Raw genomic sequence first — 20,850 nt, forward strand, 5'->3', positions numbered from 1 at the left:
GTTTTTTTTGTTTTGCGCCGGGGGGGGGGGGGCCGTGCGCACCCCGCCCCCGCCCGGGGGGGGGGGGGGCCCCCGCCCGCGCCCCCCCGGGCCGCCGGTCCCGCTACTCGCGCGCCGCCGAGGTGGAGCTCATGTCCGCGTAGCGGTTCCCCGCCACCCGGCCGGCCACCGGCTCCAGCAGCGCCAGCTCCTCGGCGGTCAGCCGCAGCGTCGCCGCCGCGGTGTTCTCGGCGAGCCGGCCGCGCCTGCGGGTGCCCGGGATCGGCACGACGGCCAGCCCGTGCACCTCGGCCTGCTGGTGCACCCAGGCCAGTGCGACCTGGGCGAGCGTCACGCCGCGGGCCGCCGCAATCTTCCGCAGCGGGTCGAGCAGTTCGGCGTTGGCGGCCGCGTTGTCGCCGGTGTAGCGCGGGTGGGAACGGCGGTAGTCGTCCGCCGAGAGCTCCTTGGCGTCCTGGAAGGCGCCGGTCAGGAAGCCCCGCCCGAGCGGCGAGTACGGCACGAAGGCGACGCCCAGCTCCGCCGCGGCCGGGACCGCCGTGCGCTCGACGTCGCGGGCGAACACCGACCACTCGGACTGGAGCGCGGCGATCGGATGGATCGCGTGCGCCTCGCGCAGCTCCGCCCCGGTCACCTCGGACAGGCCGAGGTGGCGCACCTTGCCGGCCCGCACCAGCTCGGCCATGGCACCGACCGAGTCGGCCAGCGGCACGGCCGGGTCGCGGCGGTGCATGTAGTACAGGTCGATCACGTCCGTGCCGAGGCGGCGCAGCGAGGCGTCCACCGCGGTCCGGATGTACGCCGGGTCGTTGCTGATGCCGCGGACCGCGCCGTCCTCCTCGGAGCGCAGGATGGAGAACTTGGTGGCGAGCACCACCTGGTCCCGGTTGGCCCGGACGAAGGGGCCGATCAGCTCCTCGTTGCGGCCGGAGCCGTACATGTCGGCGGTGTCGAAGAGGGTGACACCGGTCGCCAGCGCGGCGTCCAGGGTGGCGAGCGCCTCGCCGGTGTCGGTGGGGCCGTAGAACTCGCTCATGCCCATGCAGCCGAGGCCCTGGACGCCCACCAGCGGGCCGCCGGTGCCGAGTTCGACGGTGGGAAGGACGGTCTGAGTCATGCGCTCTGCTCTTCCTCTACATGGATGTTCTGGCACGTGGCCGGGATCCCGGCGCCACCGGCGACCTTCCCGGCATAGAGATCGATCTTGTAGTCGAGGACGGCGAGGGTGGCCTGGAGGTCCACGATCCGCTGTCGGACCTCCTCGCGCTGGGCCTCCAGGAGCAGCCGCCGCTCCCCGTAGGTCTGCTCGCCCTGGCGGGCCATGTCCACGTACTTGAGCATGTCCGCCACCGACATGCCGGTCAGCCGCAGCCGGCCCAGGAAGGCCAGCCGGTGCAGATCGGCGTCGGAGTAGCGGCGCTGGCCGCCCGCCGCCCGGTCGACCGGGTCCAGCAGGCCGATCCGCTCGTACCAGCGCAGGGTGTGGGTGGTCAGCCCGCTCGCCGCGGCGACCTCGCTGATGGTGTGCCTCGGCCTCGGGTCCGGATCCCCGACGGGGCGGCTGAACACCTCGGAGCAGCTGCGCAGGTCGATCTCGATGCGTGCGGGTGCGGCCATCGCTCGTTTCCCCCTGTCCTGTACGACGTGAACGACGCTACCGAGTTGGAGTGCACTCCAAGCAAGCCCGACACCCGGGTGGCTCCACCACCACCTTCTCCGCGGAATTTCCCGGCGACTACAGTCGGATCCCATGGAGAGCTTGCGGATGATCGAGAACTGGCCGGTGCCCCATGCCGCGGCGGTGGTGGTCCGGGGGGCGGACGGCGCGGTCCTGGGCGCGCACGGGCCGCAGCAGCACCTGTTCCCGCTCGCCTCGGTGACCAAGCTGCTCACCTCGTACGCGGCGCTGGTCGCCGTCGAGGAGGGCGTGTTCGAGCTGGACGACCCGGCCGGTCCGGCCGGCTCGACCGTCCGCCACCTGCTCGCGCACACCTCCGGCCTGGGCTTCGACGAGCACCGGTTGTTCGCCGAGCCCGGCAACCGCCGGCTCTACTCCAACGCGGGCTTCGACGTGCTGGCCCGGACGCTGTCCGAGGCCGCCGGGATCGAGTTCTCCCGCTACGCCGCCGAGGCGGTGTTCGAGCCGCTGGGCATGACGGACACCCTGATCAACACCGCGCACAAGTCCCCGGCCGGCGCCGGCGGCCTGTCCACCGTCGCCGACCTCGCCCGGTTCGCCGCCGAGCTGCAGGCACCCAAGCTGCTGGACCCGTCCACGCTCCGGCAGGCCACCCGCGAGGTCGCCTTCCCCGGCACCAGCGGCGTGCTGCCCGGCTACGGCCACCAGCGCCCGAACGACTGGGGCCTCGGCTTCGAGATCCGCGACGGCAAGAGCCCGCACTGGACCGGCGCCGCCAACTCCCCCGGAACCTTCGGGCACTTCGGCCAGTCCGGCACCTTCCTGTGGGTCGACCCGCAGGCCGGCGCCGCCTGCGTCGCGCTCACCGACCGGGACTTCGGGCCGTGGGCGGTCGAGGCCTGGCCGGCCTTCTCCGACGCGGTGCTCGAAGAACTCCCGAAGCGCTGAGCCGCTGGGGCGTGTCCGACCATTCGCCGCGCACCCGGCGGGAACTGTCGGACACGCCCTACCCGTAGGAGACCGGCGAGTGCATCTCCCAGAGCAGGAGCTCGGCTCCGGTCTCCCCCGCCGCCGGGTCGGCGAAGGCCTCGCCGGTGATCCGCACGCTGTCGCCCGGAACCATCGAACGCCCGCCGCCCTTGGGTCCGGGGACGGTCCGGTAGCCCAGCGAGCCGGCGGTCAGGTGGGCGTACCGCCAGGGCGCCTCGGGCAGTGACGGCAGCGGCTGCCACGGCCCGGCGGTGGCCAGCCAGAGCGCGGCGTCGCCGCGGCGCAGCCGCAGGGCGTCCGTCCCGGCGTCCCGCTCCAGCCCGGAGGCGAGCAGCGTCAACCCGCCGTCCGCCGGTTCCACCTTGCGCAGGCCGTAGGCGGGGGGCGCGTCGAACTCGTCCGGCTGGAGCCACATCTGGACGAAGCGGACCGGCCCGGTGGCGCCGCCGACGTTGCGCTCGGTGTGGGTGACCCCGGAACCGGCGCTGAGGTGCTGGACCATCCCGGGTCGGACCACCCCGCTGTGGCCGTGCGAGTCCCGGTGGGCGAGCGCGCCCTCCAGCACCCAGGTGAGGATCTCGGTGTCGCGGTGCTTGTGCTCCTCGAATCCGGCGCCGGGGGCGAGGAGTTCCTCGTTGCACGCGAGCAGCGCCCCGAAGTGGGTGTTCTTCGGGTCGTAGTGGCCGGAGAAGGAGAACGCGTGCCTGGTCTCGACGCCCTCGGCCGGGACGGAGCGGTAGCGCTCGGCGGTGCGGCGCAGGTCGGCACGGGGGCGGTCGGGGGCTTCGGTCACGCACCCACCGTAGTGGCTGGGCCCACGGGTGTGACTCCTGCCACCGCGCCACCGTGCCGGGGGGGTGTGCACGAGCAGTCACTCGCGTGAGGCAGTCTTGTCCTTGTGCCAGCCGCCTCCGCGAACTCCAAGAGCGAACCCAGTCCCAGCCCCGCACCCGACCCCGCCGGAAAGGGCCCGGCCGCCCGGTCGGCCCGTGACCGCCCCGGCCGTGCGGCGCCCCGCCTGACCGCCCAGGAGCGCAGAAACGCCGCCGAGCGCGCCGAGCGCCGGGCGGCGACGCTCAAGCGGCTGGAGAAGTCCTCCGGCAAGCTGGCCACCGCCGCGATCTCGCGGATGGACGACCAGCTCGGCTGGTACCGGCGGATGCCGCCGGAGCACCGCTCCTGGATCGGCCTGGTCGCCCAGGCCGGCATCGCCGCCTTCACCGAGTGGTACCGCCACCCCGACACCGCCCAGGCGATCTCCACCGACGTCTTCGGCACCGCTCCGCGCGAGCTGACCCGGGCGATCACCCTGCGCCAGACCGTCGAGCTGATCCGCACCACGATCGAGGTGATGGAGGAGGCCATCGAGGAGGTGGCCGCCCCCGGCGATGAGGCGGACATGCGCGAGTCGGTGCTGGTCTACGCCCGGGAGATCGCCTTCGCGACCGCCCAGGTGTACGCCCAGGCCGCCGAGGCGCGCGGCGCCTGGGACGCCCGGCTGGAGGCGCTGGTGGTCAACTCTCTGCTGTCCGGCGACGCCGACGAGGGTGTGCTCTCCCGCGCCGCCGCGCTCGGCTGGGGCCAGCCCAGCCAGGTCCGGGTGGTGATGGGCAGCGCGCCGGACGGCGACAGCGAGCTGGTGGTCGAGGCGATCCGCCGGGCCGCCCGGTACGCCAAGCTGAACGTGCTGACCGGGGTTCTGGGCAAGCGCCTGGTGGTCGTGGTCGGCGGCGAGAAGGAGCCGGTGCACGCGGCCCGGGCGCTGATCGGCCAGTTCGCGCCGGGCCCGGTGGTGGTCGGCCCGACCGTGCCCGACCTGCTCTCCGCGACCCGCTCGGCCCACGCCGCCGCGGCCGGCCTGCGGGCCTGCGCCGCCTGGCCGGACGCCCCCCGCCCGGTGCTGGCCGACGATCTGCTGCCCGAGCGGGCACTGGCCGGCGACCAGGCCGCGCGCCGTCAGCTGGTGGAGGAGATCTACACACCGCTGGACGAGGCCGGGTCCGCCCTGCTGGAGACCCTGAGCGTCTACCTGGAGCAGGCCTCCTCTCTGGAGGGCGCGGCCCGGATGCTCTTTGTCCACCCCAACACGGTGCGCTACCGGCTGCGACGTGTGACTGACGTCACGGGGTACGCCCCCTCCGACGTACGTTCGGCGTTCACCCTGCGGATCGCACTGGCCCTCGGCCGGTTGGGCGCCGTCGGGGAGCCCGGCTGAGCCGGAGTGTAGGAACCGCACAATCACGGATGGTTTTCTTCGTTACCGTCGCCTACCCGCCCCTGGGCGCCTGGCGAGAGAGGGTTGAACCGTGCTCGTAATCGTCGCCCCTGGACAGGGTGCTCAGTCCCCCGGTTTCCTCAGCCCCTGGCTGGAGCTCGACGGCGTCGCCGACCGCCTCCGCGGCTGGTCGGAGGTCGCCGGGCTCGACCTGGTGCACGCCGGTACCGAGGCGTCCGCCGAGGAGATCAAGGACACCGCCGTCGCCCAGCCGCTGCTGGTCGCGGCGGGTCTGGTGACCGCCCGGGAGCTGTTCCCGGACGAGGACGCCGCCCGCAAGCTGGTCGGTGCCGTGGCCGGTCACAGCGTCGGTGAGATCACCGCCGCCGCCGGCGCCGGGGTGCTCGGCGCCCACGACGCGCTGACCTTCGTGCGTGAGCGCGGCCGGGCCATGGCCGAGGCCGCCGCCGTCACCGAGACCGGCATGCTCGCCGTGCTCGGCGGCGATCCGGAGGAGGTCGCGGCGAAGCTGGCCGAGCACGGTCTGACCCCGGCCAACAACAACGGCGGCGGCCAGATCGTCGCCGCCGGCACGCTGGACCAGCTGGAGGCGCTGAAGGCGGACCCGCCGGCCCGCGCCAAGCTGATCGCCCTCAAGGTGGCCGGCGCCTTCCACACCGAGCACATGGCCCCGGGCGTCGAGCGGCTGGCCCAGCTGGCCCCGACGCTGACCGCGGCCGACCCGCTGGTCCGCTACGTCTCCAACAAGGACGGCGCGGTCGTGGACACCGGTGCCGAGGTGCTCGCGCGCCTGGTGTCGCAGGTCTCCAACCCCGTCCGCTGGGACCTCTGCATGGAGACCCTCGGGCAGCTGGGTGCGACGGCCGTGATCGAGCTGTCCCCCGCCGGCACCCTCACCGGACTGCTCAAGCGCAACCTCAAGGGTGTGGCCACGCTCGCCCTCAAGACCCCCGCCGATCTGGACAAGGCCCGCGAGCTCGTTGCGGAGCACGGCGGTCAGGAGCAGGAGACCCAGGCATGACCAAGCCCCAGATCCGTCCGGTGAGCGGCGCGCAGTACTCGCGCATCCTCGGCGTCGGCGGCTACCGCCCGGTCCGGGTGATCCCCAACTCCGAGGTCCTGGAGTGGATCGATTCCTCGGACGAGTGGATCCGCACCCGCAGCGGGATCGCCGAGCGCCGCTGGGCCGGCCCGGAGGAGTCCGTCGCCGAGATGTCGGTCCAGGCGGCCGGCAAGGCCATCGCCCAGGCCGGGATCTCCGCCGAGCAGATCGGCGGCGTGATCGTCTCGACCGTCTCGCACCTCAAGCAGACCCCCGCGATCGCCACCGAGATCTCCGAGCGGCTCGGCTGCGGCAACGCCCCGGCCTTCGACATCTCGGCCGCCTGTGCCGGCTTCGGCTACGGCCTGGGCCTGGCCGACGGCATGATCCGCGGCGGCAACGCCGAGTACGTGCTGGTCATCGGCGTCGAGCGGCTCAGCGACCTGACCGACCAGTCGGACCGCTCCACCGCCTTCATCTTCGGTGACGGCGCCGGCGCCGCGATCGTCGGCCCGTCGGACACCCCCGGCATCGGCAAGCTGATCTGGGGCTCGGACGGCTCGCAGGCCGACCTCATCACCCAGACCCAGGCCTGGGACACCGCCTTCGCCAAGTCCGACGCGATCAACGGCGCGGGCGAGGAGACCAAGTGGCCGGCCCTGAGGATGGACGGCCAGCCGGTCTTCCGCTGGGCGGTCTGGGAGATGGCCAAGGTGGCCCAGCAGGCGCTGGACGCCGCCGGGATCACCGCCGACCAGCTCGGCGCGTTCATCCCCCACCAGGCCAACATGCGGATCACGGATGCCATGATCAAGGCGCTCAAGCTGCCGGAGTCGGTACCCGTCGCCCGCGACATCGCCGAGACCGGCAATACTTCCGCGGCCTCCATCCCGCTGGCGATGGAACGCATGCTGGAGAGCGGTGAGGCCCACAGCGGGGACCTGGCCCTGATCATCGGGTTCGGGGCGGGTCTCGTGTACGCCGCAGCAGTCGTTACTCTCCCCTAGGCGCATTCGCCCAATTCACAAGCCTGTGCCCGGCCGCCGGCCGGACACGCTCAACACCGTAGAGGAGCAGCCAGTATGGCTACCCAGGAAGAGGTCCTGGAAGGTCTCGCCGAGATCGTCAACGAGATCGCCGGCATCCCGACCGAGGACGTCCAGCTCGACAAGTCCTTCACCGACGACCTGGACGTCGACTCGCTGTCCATGGTCGAGGTCGTCGTGGCCGCCGAGGAGCGCTTCGACGTCAAGATCCCGGACGACGAGGTCAAGAACCTGAAGACCGTCGGCGACGCGGTGAACTACATCCTCAACGCCTGATCGGTCGACCAGTTCGACTCGGCCAGCCCGTCCGGCGTCCCGTACGCCGGCGAAGGCTGACCGGTCGGCCGGGCTCGTCGAGCCTGGCCGACCCCGCCGGCCGGGACGCCCCCACTCGGGGCGCCCGGCCGGGCCCTTCCTCGGCACGCCGCCGACCCCCCGCACACGTGAGAGAAGAAGAAACCAGTGACCGCTGAAAACCGCACCGTGGTCGTCACGGGTATCGGCGCCTTCACGCCGCTGGGCGCCGACGCCGCCAGCACCTGGGAGAACCTGGTCGCCGGCAGGTCCGGCGTGGCGGCCCTGACCGAGGAGTGGGCCGAGGACCTGCCGGTGAAGATCGCGGCGAGGACCGCCGTCGAGCCGGGCGAGATCCTGCCCCGCCCGCTGGCCCGCAAGCTGGACCGCTCGGCCCAGTTCGCTCTGATCGCCGCCCGCGAGGCCTGGGCCGACGCCGGCTACGAGACCCCCGCCACCGACGAGTCCTCCAAGCTCGCCCCCGAGCGCCTGGGCGCCGTGATCGCCTCCGGCATCGGCGGCGTGACCACGCTCCTCGACCAGTACGACGTGCTGAAGGAGAAGGGCGCCCGCAAGGTCTCCCCGCACACCGTCCCGATGCTGATGCCCAACTCCCCGGCGGCCAACGTCGGTCTGGAGGTCGGCGCCCGCGCGGGCGTGCACACCCCCGTCTCCGCCTGTGCCTCCGGCGCCGAGGCGATCGGCTACGCGATCGAGATGATCCGTACCGGCCGCGCCGACGTCGTGGTGGCCGGCGGCACCGAGGCGGCGATCCACCCGCTGCCGATCGCCGCGTTCGCCAACATGATGGCGATGTCCAAGAAGAACGACGACCCGCAGCGCGCGTCCCGCCCCTACGACAAGGCCCGCGACGGCTTCGTCCTGGGCGAGGGTGCCGGCGTGGTCGTGCTGGAGTCGGTCGAGCACGCCGAGGCGCGCGGCGCCCGGATCTACTGCGAGGCCGTGGGCCAGGGCCTGTCCTCGGACGCCCACCACATCGCCCAGCCCGAGCCGACCGGCGCCGGCGTGGCCCGCGCGCTGGCCGACCTGTTCGAGCGCAACGAGCTGGACAAGGCCGAGATCGTGCACGTCAACGCGCACGCCACCTCGACCCCCCAGGGCGACACCGCCGAGCTGAAGGCGCTGCGCAAGGAGCTGGGCGACGACCTCGACCACATCGCGGTCTCGGCCACCAAGTCGATGACCGGCCACCTGCTGGGCGGCGCCGGCGGCATCGAGACCGTCGCCACCGTGCTGGCGCTGTACCACCGGATCGCCCCGCCGACCATCAACGTGGACGAGCTGGACGACGACGTGGACGCCGACATCGTCCGCGACGAGGCCCGCAAGCTGCCCGAGGGCCGGATCGCCGCGCTGAACAACTCGTTCGGCTTCGGCGGCCACAACGTGGTGCTGGCCTTCCGCACCCGCTGACGCCCGTGACGAAGGGGCCGGCGCTCTCCTCGAGCGCCGGCCCCTTCGTCGTGTCCGTCCGGTCCGTGCGGGCCGGTCCGTGCCGGGCCCCGGTCCGTGCGGGGCGGCCTCAGACCACCTGGTGCAGCCAGCGCACCGGCGCGCCCTCGCCCGCGTACCGGAACGGCTCCAGCTCGTCGTCCCAGGGCTTGCCGAGCAGCCGGGCGATCTCGGCCTCCAGGTCGGCCCCCTCGCTGCGGGCGCGCAGCAGGACGGCGCGCAACCGGTCCTCGGGGATCAGGATGTCGCCGTGGATGCCCGTGACGGCGTGGAAGATGCCGAGCGAGGGCGTGCTGCTGTACCGCTCCCCCTCCGCCGTGGCGCAGGGCTCGCTGGTCACCTCGTACCGCATCAGCTGCCAGCCGCGCAGCGCGGAGGCGAGCTTCGAAGCCGTACCGGGCTCCCCCTGCCAGGAGAGCTCGGCACGCCAGTGCCCGGGTGCGGCCGGCTGGCGGATCCAGTCCAGGCTCACCCGCACACCGAGCACCCCCGCGACGGCCCACTCGACGTGCGGGCACAGCGCGCGGGGCGCGGTGTGGATGTACAGAACTCCACGTGTCGTCACCGGGACCTCCAGGCTGTGGACGAGGGTCGCCTTCCCCAGCTGCCTCGTGCCTGCAGTTGATCCGCAGTTACTCACGTTAGCCGACATTAAGCTACTAAATTGAGCAAAACGGACAGGCTTTCGCTCAATGCTAGTCGAATCCTCAACGAGGTCTACCCCTCGGCCGGATCTCTCCCCCGAACGGCCCCATCGCCGGCGGGACCACCGTACCGCGCGGCGCCGCAGGATGGATGACGCACTTTCGGATCCGGCCGGAATGCGGTAGTGCGGCCGCGCCGCCCGCGCCCGAGCGCGCACCGCCGATGCCCGACCGCCCCGCCGCCCGGTGCGGGCGACGGGGCGGTCCGGGGACCTGACGGAGCGTCAGCCGTCCAGGCGGACGACCATCTTGCCGGTGTTGACGCCGCGCAGCAGATCGAGGAAGGCCTCGGCGGCGTTCTCGAAACCGTCCACCACTGTCTCCTCGGTGCGCAGTTCACCGGACTTCAGCCAGCCGGCCACCTCCGCGACGAACTGCGGCTGGAGCCCGGCGTGGTCGCCCACCAGCATGCCCTCCAGGCGCAGCCGCTTGCCGATGGCGAGCGCGAGGTTGCGCGGGGCGGCGGGTGCGGCGGTGTCGTTGTACTGGGCGATGGCACCGCAGAGCACCGCGCGGCCGTGCACGTTCAGCGCGCCGATCGCGGCCTCCAGGTGGTCGCCGCCGACGTTGTCGAAGTAGAGGTCGATGCCGTCCGGGGCGGCCTCGGCGAGCTGCTCGGCGACCGGGGCGTCCTTGTAGTTGAAGGCCGCGTCGAAGCCGTACTCGTCCACCAGCCTGGCCACCTTCTGCGCCGAGCCGGCCGAACCGACCACCAGCGAGGCGCCCTTGAGCCTGGCGATCTGCCCGACCAGCGAGCCGACCGCACCGGCCGCGCCGGAGACGAAGACCTTGTCGCCCTCCTTCAGGGCGCCGACGGCGAGCAGGCCGGCGTAGGCGGTCAGGCCGGGCATGCCGAGCACGCCGAGGTAGGCGGAGAGCGGGGCGGCGGCCGGGTCGACCTTGACCGCGCGCCCGGCGTCCAGGGTCGCGTACTCGCGCCAGCCGAGCCCGTGCAGCACCGCGTCGCCCGGGGCGAAGCCCTCGGCCCCGGAGGCGACGACGTAGCCGACCGCACCGCCGTCCATGGCCCGGCCCAGCTGGAACGGCGGGACGTACGACTTCACGTCGTTCATCCGGCCCCTCATGTACGGGTCCACCGAGAGGTAGGCGTTGCGGACCAGGATCTCGCCCGGGCCGGGGGCTCGGACCGGGGCCTCGACCAGGGCGAAGTCGGTCGGCACCGGCCAGCCCTGCGGGCGGGCGGCGAGGTGCCATTCACGGGCGGTCGCGGGGGCTGCGGCCTGCTCTGCCATCGGGGGCGCTCCTTGCGGTTCGGCTGCGGGTTCAGGTGTGGTTCAGGTGCAGTTTCGGCACCTGAAAGGTTGAGCAACTGAAGTAACGATGGGCATGAAAGGTTCACGTTGTCAACTTTTCAGGTAGACTGTCGACCATGGACACCCAGTCGATCCAGGACGCCGCGCCGCAGCCCGACGAGATCACCCGCGAGGTCGTCGACCTGATGGCCAACCTGGTCGCACTGTTCCACCGCGAGTACGAGGAGGCCGCCGCCGCCCGCTCGCTCACCGGCGCCCAGGCCAAGGTGCTCGCGCTGCTGCGGCGCGGCCCGATGCCGATGCGCCAGATCGCCCAGACGCTCAGCTGCGAGCCCTCCAACATCACCGGCATCGTCGACCGGCTCGAATCCCGCGGCTTCGTGACCCGCGAGGCCGACCGGCACGACCGCCGGGTCAAGCTGGTCGCCGCCACCGGCACCGGCTCGGCCGCCTCCGAGGAACTGCGCGAGTCGCTGAACTTCGCCCGCGAGCCACTGGCCGCGCTCGGCCCGGACGAGCGGACGGCGCTGCGCGACCTGCTCCGGCGGATGCTCGCGGGCGCCTCCGGCCCCGGCGCGTGACCAGCATCACAGGACCCGGGGGCCTTCCGCGGGCCCCAGGGGGGTAACCGAACAGCCTCCCGGAACGTCTAACGTTCGAACATCGAACGCGAGAGACCTGAAGACGGGGGGCACGGAGGATGAGCAGCAGTACGCGTCGGCGCCGCTACCTGCGGACCGCCATCGGCCTGGCCGCCGTACTGGTGCTGTCGGTCGTGGGCGCCGGAGCCTGGTTCTACCACCGGCTGGACAACAACATCACCACCTTCGACTCCGGCGGCGTCGCCACCGAGCGCCCGCCGGCCCCCGTCCCGGCCAGCCCGGGCGCCTCCGTCCCGGTCAACGTGCTGCTGCTCGGCTCGGACACCCGCGACGAGGGCAACGACTCGCTGGGCGGCGGCGACGAGGGCGTCGGCCACTCGGACACCGCGATCCTGGTGCACGTCTACGCCGACCACAAGCACGCCGTCGGCGTCTCGATCCCCCGCGACACCCTGGTCACCATCCCGTCCTGCAAGCTGCCGAACGGTACCTGGACGACGCCGAAGACCGACCAGATGTTCAACTCCGCCTTCACCGTGGGCCTCGCCGAGAAGGGCAACCCGGCCTGCACCCAGAACACCGTGGAGAAGCTCACCGGGCTGCGGATCGACCACACCGTCGTGGTCGACTTCAAGGGCGCGGCCGCGATGTCCGACGCCGTGGGCGGCGTGGAGGCCTGCGTGCCCAACGACGTCAACCAGTACGGCATACACCTCAAGAAGGGCCTCCAGAAGCTCTCCGGACAGTCCGCGGTGGACTACCTGCGGACGCGCCACGGGATCGGCGACAACTCCGACATCGGTCGGATGAAGCGTCAGCAGGCCTTCCTCTCCTCGATGATCAAGAAGGTCCAGGGCCAGGGCTTCTCACTGCCCACCCTGCTGCCGCTGGCCGACGCGGCCACCAAGTCGCTCACCGTGGACGAGGGGCTGGGCACCGCGATGAAGCTGGTGGACTTCGCCCGTTCGATCCAGGACATCAAGCTCTCCGACGTCTCCTTCGTCACCGCGCCCTGGCGCTTCGCCGGCGACCGAATACGGCTGGTGCAGCCGGACGCCGACGCCCTCTGGAAGCTGCTGCGCGAGGACCGCACCCTGGACGGGCAGAGCACCTCCGGGACGGGCCAGGTGACCGCCTCCCCCGGCGCCGACCCGGGCACCGCCCCCGGCACCCCGCTCACCCCGCTCACCCCGGAGCAGAGCGCGGCGCCGATCACCGTGGTCAACGGGGTCGGCACGCCCGGCCTGGCCGGCTCCGGCGCCGAGACGCTCAAGGCACGCGGCTTCCGCAACGTCGCGCTCGGCCAGAACACCCCCGGCCACCAGGCCACCCAGGTCTCCTACGACCCCGCGCTGAAGGCCACCGCCGACCAGGTCGTGGCGCTCTTCCCCGGCGCCAGGGCGGTCGAGGAGCCCGGCTCGGAGGCGATCACCGTCACCCTCGGCGCCGACTTCCGCGCGGCCGGCACCCGGATCGACACGGTGGCCGCCCCGAGCCCGGAGCCCGGTGCCCCGGCCGGTGCCCCGGCGGGAGCCACCCCGGGCACCACCCCCGGCAGCACCCCGGGCGGTGTCCCGAGCGGTGTGCCGGGCGGCGTCCCCACCGGCATAGCGGAGAACACCCGCAACGCCGACACCGACCCGTGCGCCAACCTGACCTTCGGCTGACCGGACGACTGCCGACCGTGGGCCGCGGACCGTGGGCCACGAGCCGACCGGTCGCTACTGCGGGTCCGGCAGCCCGGTGACGACGGCGGTGAGGCGGGCGCCGCGGGGGAAGGCGCCCGCCCCCGCCAGGTCCGCCAGCGCGGCGAGCAGCTTGGCGACGTAACGGCGCTCCAGCGCGATCCCGTGGCGGCGCTCGAACCGCTCGGCGAAATCGGCCAGCTCGGCCGGGACCCTGCCGTAGCCGCCGCCGTGGTGCCCGTGGTCGATCCGCCAGTTGCCGAACCCGCGCCCGTAGGCGGCCCGGTGCAGCCGGGCGACCTCCGCCTCCAGGTAGCCCTCGCCGCCGCGCAGCACGGCCACCCCGAGCGCCCGCGCGCCCGCCGGCAGACCGGCCGCGATACCGGCCAGGGTGCCGCCGGTGCCGACCGGGCAGCAGACCACGTCCCGCTCGCCGAGACCGGGCAGTTCGGCCGGGATCGCGGCCGCGCCGACGGCGGCCAGGGCGTTGGAGCCGCCCTCCGGGAGCACCAGGCAGCGGCCCCAGCGACGGAGCGGCGCGTCCGTGCCGTGCTCCCCCTCGGCCCGGCCGGTGGCCTCCCGGTACTCGGCCCGGGTCAGGAACTCCAGCCGCATCCCGGCCGCCTCGGCGGCCCGCAGGGACCAGTTGCGCGGCCGGTCGGCCAGTTCCTCGCCGCGCACCAGCCCGACGCTCTCCAGCCCGAGCGCCCCGGCGGCGGCCGCGACGGCCCGCAGGTGGGTCGAGTAGGCGCCGCCGAAGGTCAGCAGCCGGGTGTGGCCCTGCTCCACGGCGGCGGCCAGGTTGGGCGCCAGCTTGCGCCACTTGTTGCCGGGAACGGTCGGGTGCAGCAGGTCGTCCCGCTTCAGCCGCAGCTCCACCCCGGCCCGGGCGAAGGCCTCGTCGGCGCAGTCCACCAGCGGGGTCGGCAGCAGGGCGGGTTCGAGCATCCGGCCAGCTTACGGGCCCGGACGGCCGGGAGCCCGGCCGCCGGACGGGCGACCGGGCTCCGCGGCCCCGCGGACGGACCGTCACCCCCGTGGACGGTCCGTCAGCCCAGGGCCGCGCTCTCCGCGGCGTGGCCCGCCGCCCGCCAGGCCAGGGCGGTACCGAGCGCGCGCGGGACCGGGCCGGCCGCCGGGGCCAGCTTCGCGATCCGGCCGCGGTGCTCCCGGCGCTCCCTGGAGCCGAGCACCGTACGGAGCTTCCCCGCCGCCACCAGGGCGGTCAGCGCCGCGTCGGCCGGGTCGACCCGGCTGAACGGGCCCGTCAGCGCCCCGGCGACGCGGGCCTCCAGCGCCTTGCGGACCCCGGGGTCGTGCACGGTGACCAGGGTCACCGGGAACAGGCCGGCCACCCGGTGCGGCCGGAGGGTGATCAGGCCGGATTCCGCCAGGCCGTCCCGGACCCGGCGGATCGGCTGGTCGCGCCCGGTGCTCCTGGCGCGGCCGACCCACGAGCTCCAGCTGTGCGGCCGGGTGGCCCTGATCCGGCCCAACAGGTCGGCACTGTAGGGGTCGAGGCCGTCCTCGGCGGCGCCGCCGCGGACCCGGGCGACGGCCTTGCGGCCCTCCTCGTACAGCAGGCCCCGGCGCAACAGCTCGGTCAGCGCCGCCGCCTGCAGCAGCAGGTTGAGCGAGGAGTGCTGGGTGGTCCGCCCGCGCCGCGGGTCGTGGGCGAGCAGGTACAGCTTCTCGGGCAGGTTGGCAGGCAGGTCCATCTCGTTCTCCCAGGATCTGGAGGATCTGCGGGTGGCCCGGGCCGCCGCGGTCAGTCCCCGCCGGGACCGCCGCTCTCCGGGTCCTCCTTGGGCGGGCGTCCGCGCCGGGGAAGCCGGGCCGCGCCGCCGGGCATCCGCCCCGCGTCGGTGAGGGCCCGGCGGAGCAGGAACTCGATCTGCGCGTTGGTGCTGCGCAGGTCGTCCGCGGCCCATCGGGCGAGCGCGTCGTGAACTGAAGGGTCCAGTCGCAACAGGAGCTTCTTCCGTTCCGTCGCCAAGGCCTCGCCTTACTGGTAGAGGGAGCCCGTGTTCACGACGGGCTGGGTGCCGCGGTCGCCGCAGAGCACCACCAGGAGGTTGCTCACCATGGCGGCCTTGCGCTCCTCGTCCAGCTCCACGACATCGCGTTCGGCGAGCCGTTCCAGCGCCTCCTCGACCATACCGACGGCGCCCTCGACGATCAGCCTGCGCGCCGCCACCACGGCCCCGGCCTGCTGGCGCTGGAGCATCACCTGGGCGACCTCCGGAGCGTACGCGAGCCTGGTGATCCGGGACTCGACGACCCGCACCCCGGCCGCGGCGACCCGGGCGGAGATCTCGGCGGAGAGCTTGCGGGCGATCTCGTCCGCACCGTCGCGCAGCGACAACTGGCCCTCGTGGTGGGCGTCGTACGGGTAGCTGGTGGCGATGTGCCGCACGGCCGTCTCGGTCTGGATGGCGACGAAGTCGGCGTAGTCGTCCACCTCGAAGAGCGCCATCGCGGTGTCCTCGACCTGCCAGACCACCACGGCGGCGATCTCGATCGGGTTGCCGTCCGCGTCGTTGACCTTGGTGGTCTCGGTCTCGTGGTTGCGGATCCGCAGCGATATGTGCCGGCGGTTGGTGAACGGGTTCAGCCAGGTCAGGCCCTCGGCGCGGATGGTGCCCCGGTAGCGCCCGAGCAGCTGGACCACCCGGGCCTGACCGGGCGAGACCACCGTCAGCCCGAACGTCGTCAGCAGTGAGCCGAGCAGCAGCAGCGGCCCGGCGATCACCAGGGCGATGCCCAACCCGCTGGTCTTCGAGGACAGTTGGGCCGCGCCGGCGATGACCGAGCCGACCCCGGCGAGCAGGCCGAACAGTGCGCCGCAGAGCACCGGCAGGCCGGCCGCCCCGGTGATGACCCGTTCGGTGATCCTGGGGACCGGGAGGTCCAGCGCGGGGCCGTCCTCGACGGCGAAAGGCGGTGTGGTCATGGGAGCGACTCCTTCTGCGAGCATCCGCATCCGATGGCAAAGTGATATCACTTTTTTGCCGCACCGCGCCAGAGACCGGCGACGGGAACAGGGGAACGGACGGCCGCCCGGCGGCGACGGGAAGGGGGAAGGAACGGCCGCCGAGCGGCGGCGCACGACCGTCGGGGACGGCCCGGGCCGATGCCCACGAGCGGGTGAATTCCGGCGCGCCACACGGGGAAGGGGGTGGCCGCGGCCTAGACTCTGCGACGTCGCAGGCGGTGGGAAGGCGGCGGGCGCCGGCTCGGCGGCCCGCCCGCGAAGGGTCGTACGACACTCGTCGCACATCGAGAAGGTGGGGCGGGTGGGACTCGAACCCACGACCAAGGGATTATGAGTCCCCTGCTCTAACCGGCTGAGCTACCGCCCCGGTTCGCCGCACGCGCCGGTCGTCGGCACGGCAGCAGCAGACGGCCCCAGCGAGGCCGTCCCGGGCAGCATAGCCGGTCGATCACCCGTGGTGCGCGCCGGGGGCGCAGCTGGGTGCGCGACGGTACGCGCCTCCCGGGCGGCGCAGCCCGGGTGGCGGCGGGGCACCCGTTCGGGGCAGCCTGGGCGGATGACGATTCGTGGGACGGGGGCGGCGGCCGCGACGCTCGCACTGGTGCTGGCCGCGGCCGGCTGCACCACCGCGGCGGGCCCGGGCGGGGGCACCCCCACCGTCACCTCGGCACCTCCCACCGCCTCCTCCGTCGACAGCCACGGCTGGAACCGGCAGCGGCTCAGGGGAGCGGCCGGCCGGCACACCGGGGTCACCCGCACCGCCAGGCCCACCGTGCTCAACGGCCTGGTCGGCGCGGTGTTCACCCGCAACGCCGACGGCGACCACTTCTGCACCGCCAGTGTGGTCGACAGCGCCGGGCTCAACCTCGTCGTCACCGCCGCCCACTGCGTCTGGGACCCGCGGCTCGGGCAGCGCGGCGATCTGGTCTTCGTCCCCGGCTACCGCGACGGCGACACCCCCAGCGGCGTCTGGCCGCTGCTGGCCGTCACCGTGGACGACGACTGGAACGACCACGCCGACCCGGACATGGACGTCGCCTTCGCGATCGTCCAGGCACAGGACGGCCGCCAGGTCCAGCAGGTGCTCGGCGCCAACCGACTGGGCGTCAACCGCGGCTACCGGCTCCCGGTGAAGATCACCGGCTACCCGAGCAGCAGCGGCGTCCCGATCACCTGCTCCAACACCACCGACCGGCAGAGCCCCACCCAGCTGCGGATCGACTGCCCCGACTACACCGGCGGCACCAGCGGCAGCCCGTGGGTCACCGACTTCGACCCGGCCACCAGGACCGGCACCGTGGTCGGCGTGATCGGCGGCTACCAGGAGGGCGGCAGCAGCCCGGACACCTCGTACAGCAGTTACTTCGGCGACCGCGTCCAGGCCCTGTACGACCGCGCCACCGGCTGATCCGCGGCGGACCCGACACGCGGCGCTGGCGCCGCCGGGCACGGCCTGGTAGATCTTCCTCACGAACGGCGGAACGCACGGCCCCGGTGCCCGCCCCGAGGAACGAGACGGAGCCCCGATGGCCTCCCGCCCGCCGCGGCCCCCGCGCACGGCACGAACGGCCGCGCTGGCCGCCCTGCTGCTGGCCGCCGGCACCGCGTGCGGCGGGCAGGACGGGGTGCCGACCGCCGAGGTCGCGCAGCAGAGCCCCGCCCGGGACCGGATCGGCACCCTCTCCATCCGCACCGCCCAGGGCCCGCGCGCCTGCACCGCGAGCGTGGTGCACAGCCCCCGGCGCAATCTGCTGGTCACCGCGGCGCACTGCGTGCAGTCCCGCCGGATCGGCCTGCTGGACGGTCTGGTGTTCACCCCCGGCTACCGCAACGGGTCCACGCCGTACGGGACTTGGCCGGTACAGGCGATCACCGTCGACCCGCACTGGGCGGCCGGCGACGACCCCGAGTACGACGTGGCCTTCGTCACGGTGGGCACGGTCGACGGCCGGCAGGTCGAGGACGCGGTCGGCGGCAATCCGATCGGCACCGGCCAGGGCTTCGGCCTGTCCGTCGCCGTCACCGGCTACCCGAACGAGAGCGACGAGCCGATCACCTGCGCCGCCCGGACCAGCTCGCAGAGCGCCACCCAGGAACGCTTCGACTGCGGCGGCTACACCGACGGCACCAGCGGCAGCCCGTGGGTCGCCGCGAACGGCACGGTGATCGGCGTGATCGGCGGCTACCAGGAGGGCGGGGAAACCCCCGGCACCTCGTACAGCGTCACCTTCGACCAGCGGGTCGCCGACCTCTACCGGAAGGCGACCGCCTGACCCGAGAGCCGGCCGCGGGACCGGAACCGGCCGCACGGTCGGATACCGGTCGGATCCGGTCGGGCCCGGGGGAAGCCGGGCGGTGTCGCGTACGTCACGCCGCGGGACCGGACGGCGACAACACGAAGGCCCCCCGGTCGACCGAGGGGCCTTCGCTCTGAGCAGTCACCGGGCGGACCCGGTGCAGCTCCCGCAATTGGACTCGAACCAATAACCTGCCGATTAACAGTCGGCTGCTCTGCCAATTGAGCTATGCGGGATCGCGGTACTCGACTTCCGTACCACGGACGGGAAGCAGGACCCGAAGGACCTTCTCCCGAGCTCCCCCAATTGGACTCGAACCAATAACCTGCCGATTAACAGTCGGCTGCTCTGCCAATTGAGCTATGGGGGATCGGCTCCCGCCTCGGCCCCCGGTCTCCCGGGCTCCTCGGCGCTCGCTGCGGGACATACATTAGCGCACTCGGGGGGGTGGTCCGCCAATCGCTTTCCCGGCTTGCCCCCGGCTCGCCCCCGGGTTGCCGCCCGGCGTGCCCCGCGCGCGCCCGGCGACGGGGCCGGGGATGCTGGGGCGCGGACGGTTCGCCGTCCCGACGGACGGGTAGGGCAATGCGGCAGAAGCCGCCAGGAGAGGGTGGATCCGACCATGTGGAAGCTGTCGTTGGCCGCGGGTTTCGCGGCCGGCTACGTCCTCGGCTCACGAGCCGGGCGCCGGCGCTACGAACAGATCGCCAGGATCACCCGGCAGGTCGCCCGGAACCCCACGGTCCAGGGCGCGACCGACCGGGCCCGGCAGCAGGCCGGGGCGGTGGCCGGGAGGGCGGCCGGCGCGGTCGCGGACCGGGTCGGCGACCGGCTGCCGAACGCCGTCACCGACCGGGTGCCGTACTTCAACCGCTCCCGGGCGGAGGACGACGGCTGGGGCACCTTCCGCCCCTGACGGGCGGCGGCCGGCCCGCCGGTGGCCCCCGTGCGCCACTGCGCCGGGCCGTGTGTCACGCGACACACGGCCCGGCGGCTACCCCCCGTCGGTGACGGGACGGTGACGCCGGACCCAAGCGAACCCCAACGCACGGTCGCGAACCGGCAACGTCCCACCCGGCCCGGACGCGTCCCGGACCGGGCTGAGGCATGATCTCGGCATGGCCATCGTCGCGGGGATAGACAGCTCGACCAACCGCACCCGGATCGTCGCGTGCGACGCCGACACCGGCGCCGTCCTGCGCTCCGGCAAGGCGCCCCACCCTGTCCCCGAGGACCAGGACCTGCGCCCGGGCGAGGCCGACCCCCAGGTCTGGCTGCACTCGCTCGGCGACGCCGCGACCGGCGGCCTGCTGGAGGGCGTCCGGGCGATCGGCGTCAGCGCCCAGCAGCACGGGATGATCGGCCTGGACGCGGGCGGGGTACAGGTCCGCCCGGCGCTCCTGTGGAACGACCCGCGCTCCAGCGGGGCCGCCGCCAAGCTGCTGGACGCCTTCGGCGGCCCGGCCGCCTGGACCGCCGCGATCGGCGCCGTGCCCGCCCCCACGTACACCATCGCCAAGCTGCGCTGGCTGGCCGAGTTCGAGCCGGCCAACGCCCGTCGGATCGCCGAGGTGCTGCTGCCGCACGACTGGCTGGTCTGGCAGCTGCTCGGCCACCCCAGGCGCCGCACCACCGACCGCGGCGACGCCTCCGGCACCGGCTACTGGTCGCCGATCACCGGCGAGTACCGGCAGGACCTGGTCGAGCTGGCGCTCGGCCACGAGCTCAGGCTGCCCGACGTCCTGCCCCCGGCCGAGCCCGCCGGGCACACCCCCGAGGGCCTGCTGATCTCGGCCGGAACCGGGGACAACATGGCCGCCGCGCTGGGCCTGGGCCTCGGCCCGGGCGACGCGGTGGTCTCCCTCGGCAGCGCCGGAACGATCTTCGCGGTGCACGAGGAGGCCGTGGTGGACGCCTCCGGCCTGGTCTCCTCCTTCGCCGACGCCAGCGGCCGCCACCTGCCGATGGTCGCCACCCTCAACGCCGCCGAGGTGCTGCGCTCCACCGCCGCCCTGCTCGGCCGGGACCTGGAGGGCCTGAGCGACCTCGCCCTGCACTCCTCCCCCGGCGCCTACGGCCTGGTGCTGCTGCCCTACCTGGACGGCGAACGCACCCCCGCGCTGCCGCACGCGGCCGGCACCCTGACCGGGCTGCGGACCGAGGCGATGACCCCTCAGCACCTGGCCCGGGCCGCCGTCGAGGGCATGCTGTGCAACATCGCCGACGCCCTCGACGTGCTGCGCGCCCGGGGCGTCGCGGTGAAGCGGGTGTTCCTGCTCGGCACGGCCGGGCGGCTGCCCGCCGTCCGGCACATCGCCCCGATGCTGTTCGGCGTCCCGGTCGTGGTGCCGCCACCGGGCGCCCACGCCGCCCGCGGGGCCGCCCGGCAGGCCGCCTGGGCGCTGGCGGGCACCCCGGAGCCGCCGGAGTGGGAGCTGCCGGACGCCGAGACCGTCGAGCCCGACGGGGAGCAGGACCTGGCGATCGGCTCGGCGGTGCGTCAGCAGTACCGGGCCGCCCGCGACCAGGTCCACCCGGAGGCGGCGGCCTGACCCCGGCCCGCGGGCGGTGAC

General features: G+C 73.7%; 21 protein-coding genes and 3 tRNA genes. 12 read left to right on the plus strand and 12 right to left on the minus strand.

Annotated elements, in window-relative coordinates; all coding sequences use genetic code 11:
• Positions 1-103: 103 nt before the first annotated feature.
• Both ACFVUY_RS13020 and ACFVUY_RS13025 read right to left on the minus strand, forming a co-directional pair.
• Positions 104-1,117 (minus strand): aldo/keto reductase, encoded by a 1,014-nt coding sequence (locus ACFVUY_RS13020; protein ID WP_387693811.1) that lies wholly within the window; start codon positions 1,115-1,117, stop codon positions 104-106.
• Positions 1,114-1,617: a MerR family transcriptional regulator gene (locus ACFVUY_RS13025; RefSeq protein ID WP_380358834.1), complete on the minus strand. Its 504-nt coding sequence runs from the start codon at positions 1,615-1,617 to the stop codon at positions 1,114-1,116. Before ACFVUY_RS13025 ends, ACFVUY_RS13020 begins: the two co-directional genes overlap by 4 nt.
• A 133-nt stretch (positions 1,618-1,750) precedes the next feature.
• On the opposite strand from ACFVUY_RS13025, the gene ACFVUY_RS13030 reads away from it, so the two are divergent.
• The gene (locus ACFVUY_RS13030) at positions 1,751-2,587 is read left to right on the plus strand and encodes a serine hydrolase domain-containing protein (protein WP_387693810.1); all 837 of its coding nucleotides are present in this window, start codon (positions 1,751-1,753) and stop codon (positions 2,585-2,587) included.
• Positions 2,588-2,645: 58 nt separating this feature from the next.
• Here ACFVUY_RS13030 and ACFVUY_RS13035 read toward each other — a convergent pair whose 3' ends face one another.
• Positions 2,646-3,422, minus strand: a complete 777-nt coding sequence (locus tag ACFVUY_RS13035) for a pirin family protein (RefSeq protein WP_387693809.1) — start codon at positions 3,420-3,422, stop codon at positions 2,646-2,648.
• Positions 3,423-3,647: 225 nt separating this feature from the next.
• On the opposite strand from ACFVUY_RS13035, the gene ACFVUY_RS13040 reads away from it, so the two are divergent.
• The 5 genes from ACFVUY_RS13040 (at position 3,648) to fabF (ending at position 8,681) form a co-directional block, all read left to right on the plus strand.
• On the plus strand, positions 3,648-4,844 hold the full coding sequence (locus ACFVUY_RS13040; RefSeq protein ID WP_359913095.1) for a helix-turn-helix domain-containing protein: 1,197 nt from the start codon (positions 3,648-3,650) through the stop codon (positions 4,842-4,844).
• 91 nt (positions 4,845-4,935) lie between these two features.
• Entirely contained in the window at positions 4,936-5,886 is a 951-nt protein-coding gene (locus ACFVUY_RS13045) for an ACP S-malonyltransferase (protein WP_387693808.1), read from the plus strand.
• Positions 5,883-6,914 (plus strand): beta-ketoacyl-ACP synthase III, encoded by a 1,032-nt coding sequence (locus ACFVUY_RS13050; RefSeq protein ID WP_387693807.1) that lies wholly within the window; start codon positions 5,883-5,885, stop codon positions 6,912-6,914. The genes ACFVUY_RS13045 and ACFVUY_RS13050 overlap by 4 nt, the downstream gene beginning before the upstream one ends.
• 75 nt (positions 6,915-6,989) lie before the next feature.
• A complete protein-coding gene (locus ACFVUY_RS13055; protein WP_224283099.1) occupies positions 6,990-7,229 on the plus strand; it encodes an acyl carrier protein in 240 nt (79 codons plus the stop codon).
• Positions 7,230-7,415: 186 nt separating this feature from the next.
• Positions 7,416-8,681, plus strand: a complete 1,266-nt coding sequence (gene fabF / locus ACFVUY_RS13060) for a beta-ketoacyl-ACP synthase II (protein WP_359913086.1) — start codon at positions 7,416-7,418, stop codon at positions 8,679-8,681.
• A 109-nt stretch (positions 8,682-8,790) separates the two neighbouring features.
• Here fabF and ACFVUY_RS13065 read toward each other — a convergent pair whose 3' ends face one another.
• Both ACFVUY_RS13065 and ACFVUY_RS13070 read right to left on the minus strand, forming a co-directional pair.
• A complete protein-coding gene (locus ACFVUY_RS13065; protein WP_359913089.1) occupies positions 8,791-9,285 on the minus strand; it encodes a DUF3145 domain-containing protein in 495 nt (164 codons plus the stop codon).
• Between the two features lie 363 nt (positions 9,286-9,648).
• Positions 9,649-10,677 carry an NADP-dependent oxidoreductase gene (locus tag ACFVUY_RS13070; RefSeq protein WP_387729649.1) on the minus strand — a complete coding sequence of 343 codons (1,029 nt, stop codon included), beginning with the start codon at positions 10,675-10,677 and terminating at the stop codon, positions 9,649-9,651.
• Positions 10,678-10,814: 137 nt separating this feature from the next.
• On the opposite strand from ACFVUY_RS13070, the gene ACFVUY_RS13075 reads away from it, so the two are divergent.
• Complete coding sequence (locus ACFVUY_RS13075; protein WP_359915259.1) at positions 10,815-11,279, plus strand: MarR family transcriptional regulator; 465 nt, start codon at positions 10,815-10,817, stop codon at positions 11,277-11,279.
• Between the two features lie 119 nt (positions 11,280-11,398).
• Positions 11,399-12,967 (plus strand): LCP family protein, encoded by a 1,569-nt coding sequence (locus ACFVUY_RS13080; protein ID WP_387729651.1) that lies wholly within the window; start codon positions 11,399-11,401, stop codon positions 12,965-12,967.
• 54 nt (positions 12,968-13,021) lie between these two features.
• Here the strand turns inward: ACFVUY_RS13080 and ACFVUY_RS13085 are convergent, their stop codons facing one another.
• The 5 genes from ACFVUY_RS13085 to ACFVUY_RS13105 all read right to left on the minus strand — a co-directional run bounded on the left by ACFVUY_RS13085 (position 13,022) and on the right by ACFVUY_RS13105 (position 16,347).
• Entirely contained in the window at positions 13,022-13,933 is a 912-nt protein-coding gene (locus tag ACFVUY_RS13085) for a 1-aminocyclopropane-1-carboxylate deaminase/D-cysteine desulfhydrase (RefSeq protein ID WP_387729653.1), read from the minus strand.
• Between the two features lie 101 nt (positions 13,934-14,034).
• On the minus strand, positions 14,035-14,703 hold the full coding sequence (locus ACFVUY_RS13090; RefSeq protein WP_387729655.1) for a GPP34 family phosphoprotein: 669 nt from the start codon (positions 14,701-14,703) through the stop codon (positions 14,035-14,037).
• A gap of 50 nt (positions 14,704-14,753) precedes the next feature.
• The gene (locus ACFVUY_RS13095; protein ID WP_359915252.1) at positions 14,754-14,981 is read right to left on the minus strand and encodes a hypothetical protein; all 228 of its coding nucleotides are present in this window, start codon (positions 14,979-14,981) and stop codon (positions 14,754-14,756) included.
• Positions 14,982-14,990: 9 nt separating this feature from the next.
• Positions 14,991-15,938 (minus strand): SPFH domain-containing protein, encoded by a 948-nt coding sequence (locus ACFVUY_RS13100; protein WP_387693803.1) that lies wholly within the window; start codon positions 15,936-15,938, stop codon positions 14,991-14,993.
• Positions 15,939-16,273: 335 nt separating this feature from the next.
• A tRNA-Ile gene (locus tag ACFVUY_RS13105) sits at positions 16,274-16,347 on the minus strand.
• 189 nt (positions 16,348-16,536) lie between these two features.
• On the opposite strand from ACFVUY_RS13105, the gene ACFVUY_RS13110 reads away from it, so the two are divergent.
• Together ACFVUY_RS13110 and ACFVUY_RS13115 are read left to right on the plus strand one after the other, a co-directional pair.
• A complete protein-coding gene (locus ACFVUY_RS13110) occupies positions 16,537-17,388 on the plus strand; it encodes a trypsin-like serine peptidase (protein ID WP_387693802.1) in 852 nt (283 codons plus the stop codon).
• A 118-nt stretch (positions 17,389-17,506) separates the two neighbouring features.
• Complete coding sequence (locus ACFVUY_RS13115; RefSeq protein WP_387693801.1) at positions 17,507-18,253, plus strand: trypsin-like serine peptidase; 747 nt, start codon at positions 17,507-17,509, stop codon at positions 18,251-18,253.
• A 187-nt stretch (positions 18,254-18,440) separates the two neighbouring features.
• Here ACFVUY_RS13115 and ACFVUY_RS13120 read toward each other — a convergent pair.
• A tRNA-Asn gene (locus tag ACFVUY_RS13120) sits at positions 18,441-18,513 on the minus strand.
• A 61-nt stretch (positions 18,514-18,574) separates the two neighbouring features.
• Positions 18,575-18,647, minus strand: a tRNA-Asn gene (locus ACFVUY_RS13125).
• Positions 18,648-18,887: 240 nt separating this feature from the next.
• On the opposite strand from ACFVUY_RS13125, the gene ACFVUY_RS13130 reads away from it, so the two are divergent.
• Both ACFVUY_RS13130 and ACFVUY_RS13135 read left to right on the plus strand, forming a co-directional pair.
• Entirely contained in the window at positions 18,888-19,193 is a 306-nt protein-coding gene (locus ACFVUY_RS13130) for a hypothetical protein (protein WP_387693800.1), read from the plus strand.
• A 202-nt stretch (positions 19,194-19,395) separates the two neighbouring features.
• Entirely contained in the window at positions 19,396-20,829 is a 1,434-nt protein-coding gene (locus tag ACFVUY_RS13135; RefSeq protein ID WP_387693799.1) for an FGGY family carbohydrate kinase, read from the plus strand.
• Positions 20,830-20,850: the final 21 nt, after the last annotated feature.

Source organism: Kitasatospora sp. NPDC058063, from assembly GCF_042885395.1.
Taxonomy (GTDB): domain Bacteria; phylum Actinomycetota; class Actinomycetes; order Streptomycetales; family Streptomycetaceae; genus Kitasatospora; species Kitasatospora lactacystinica.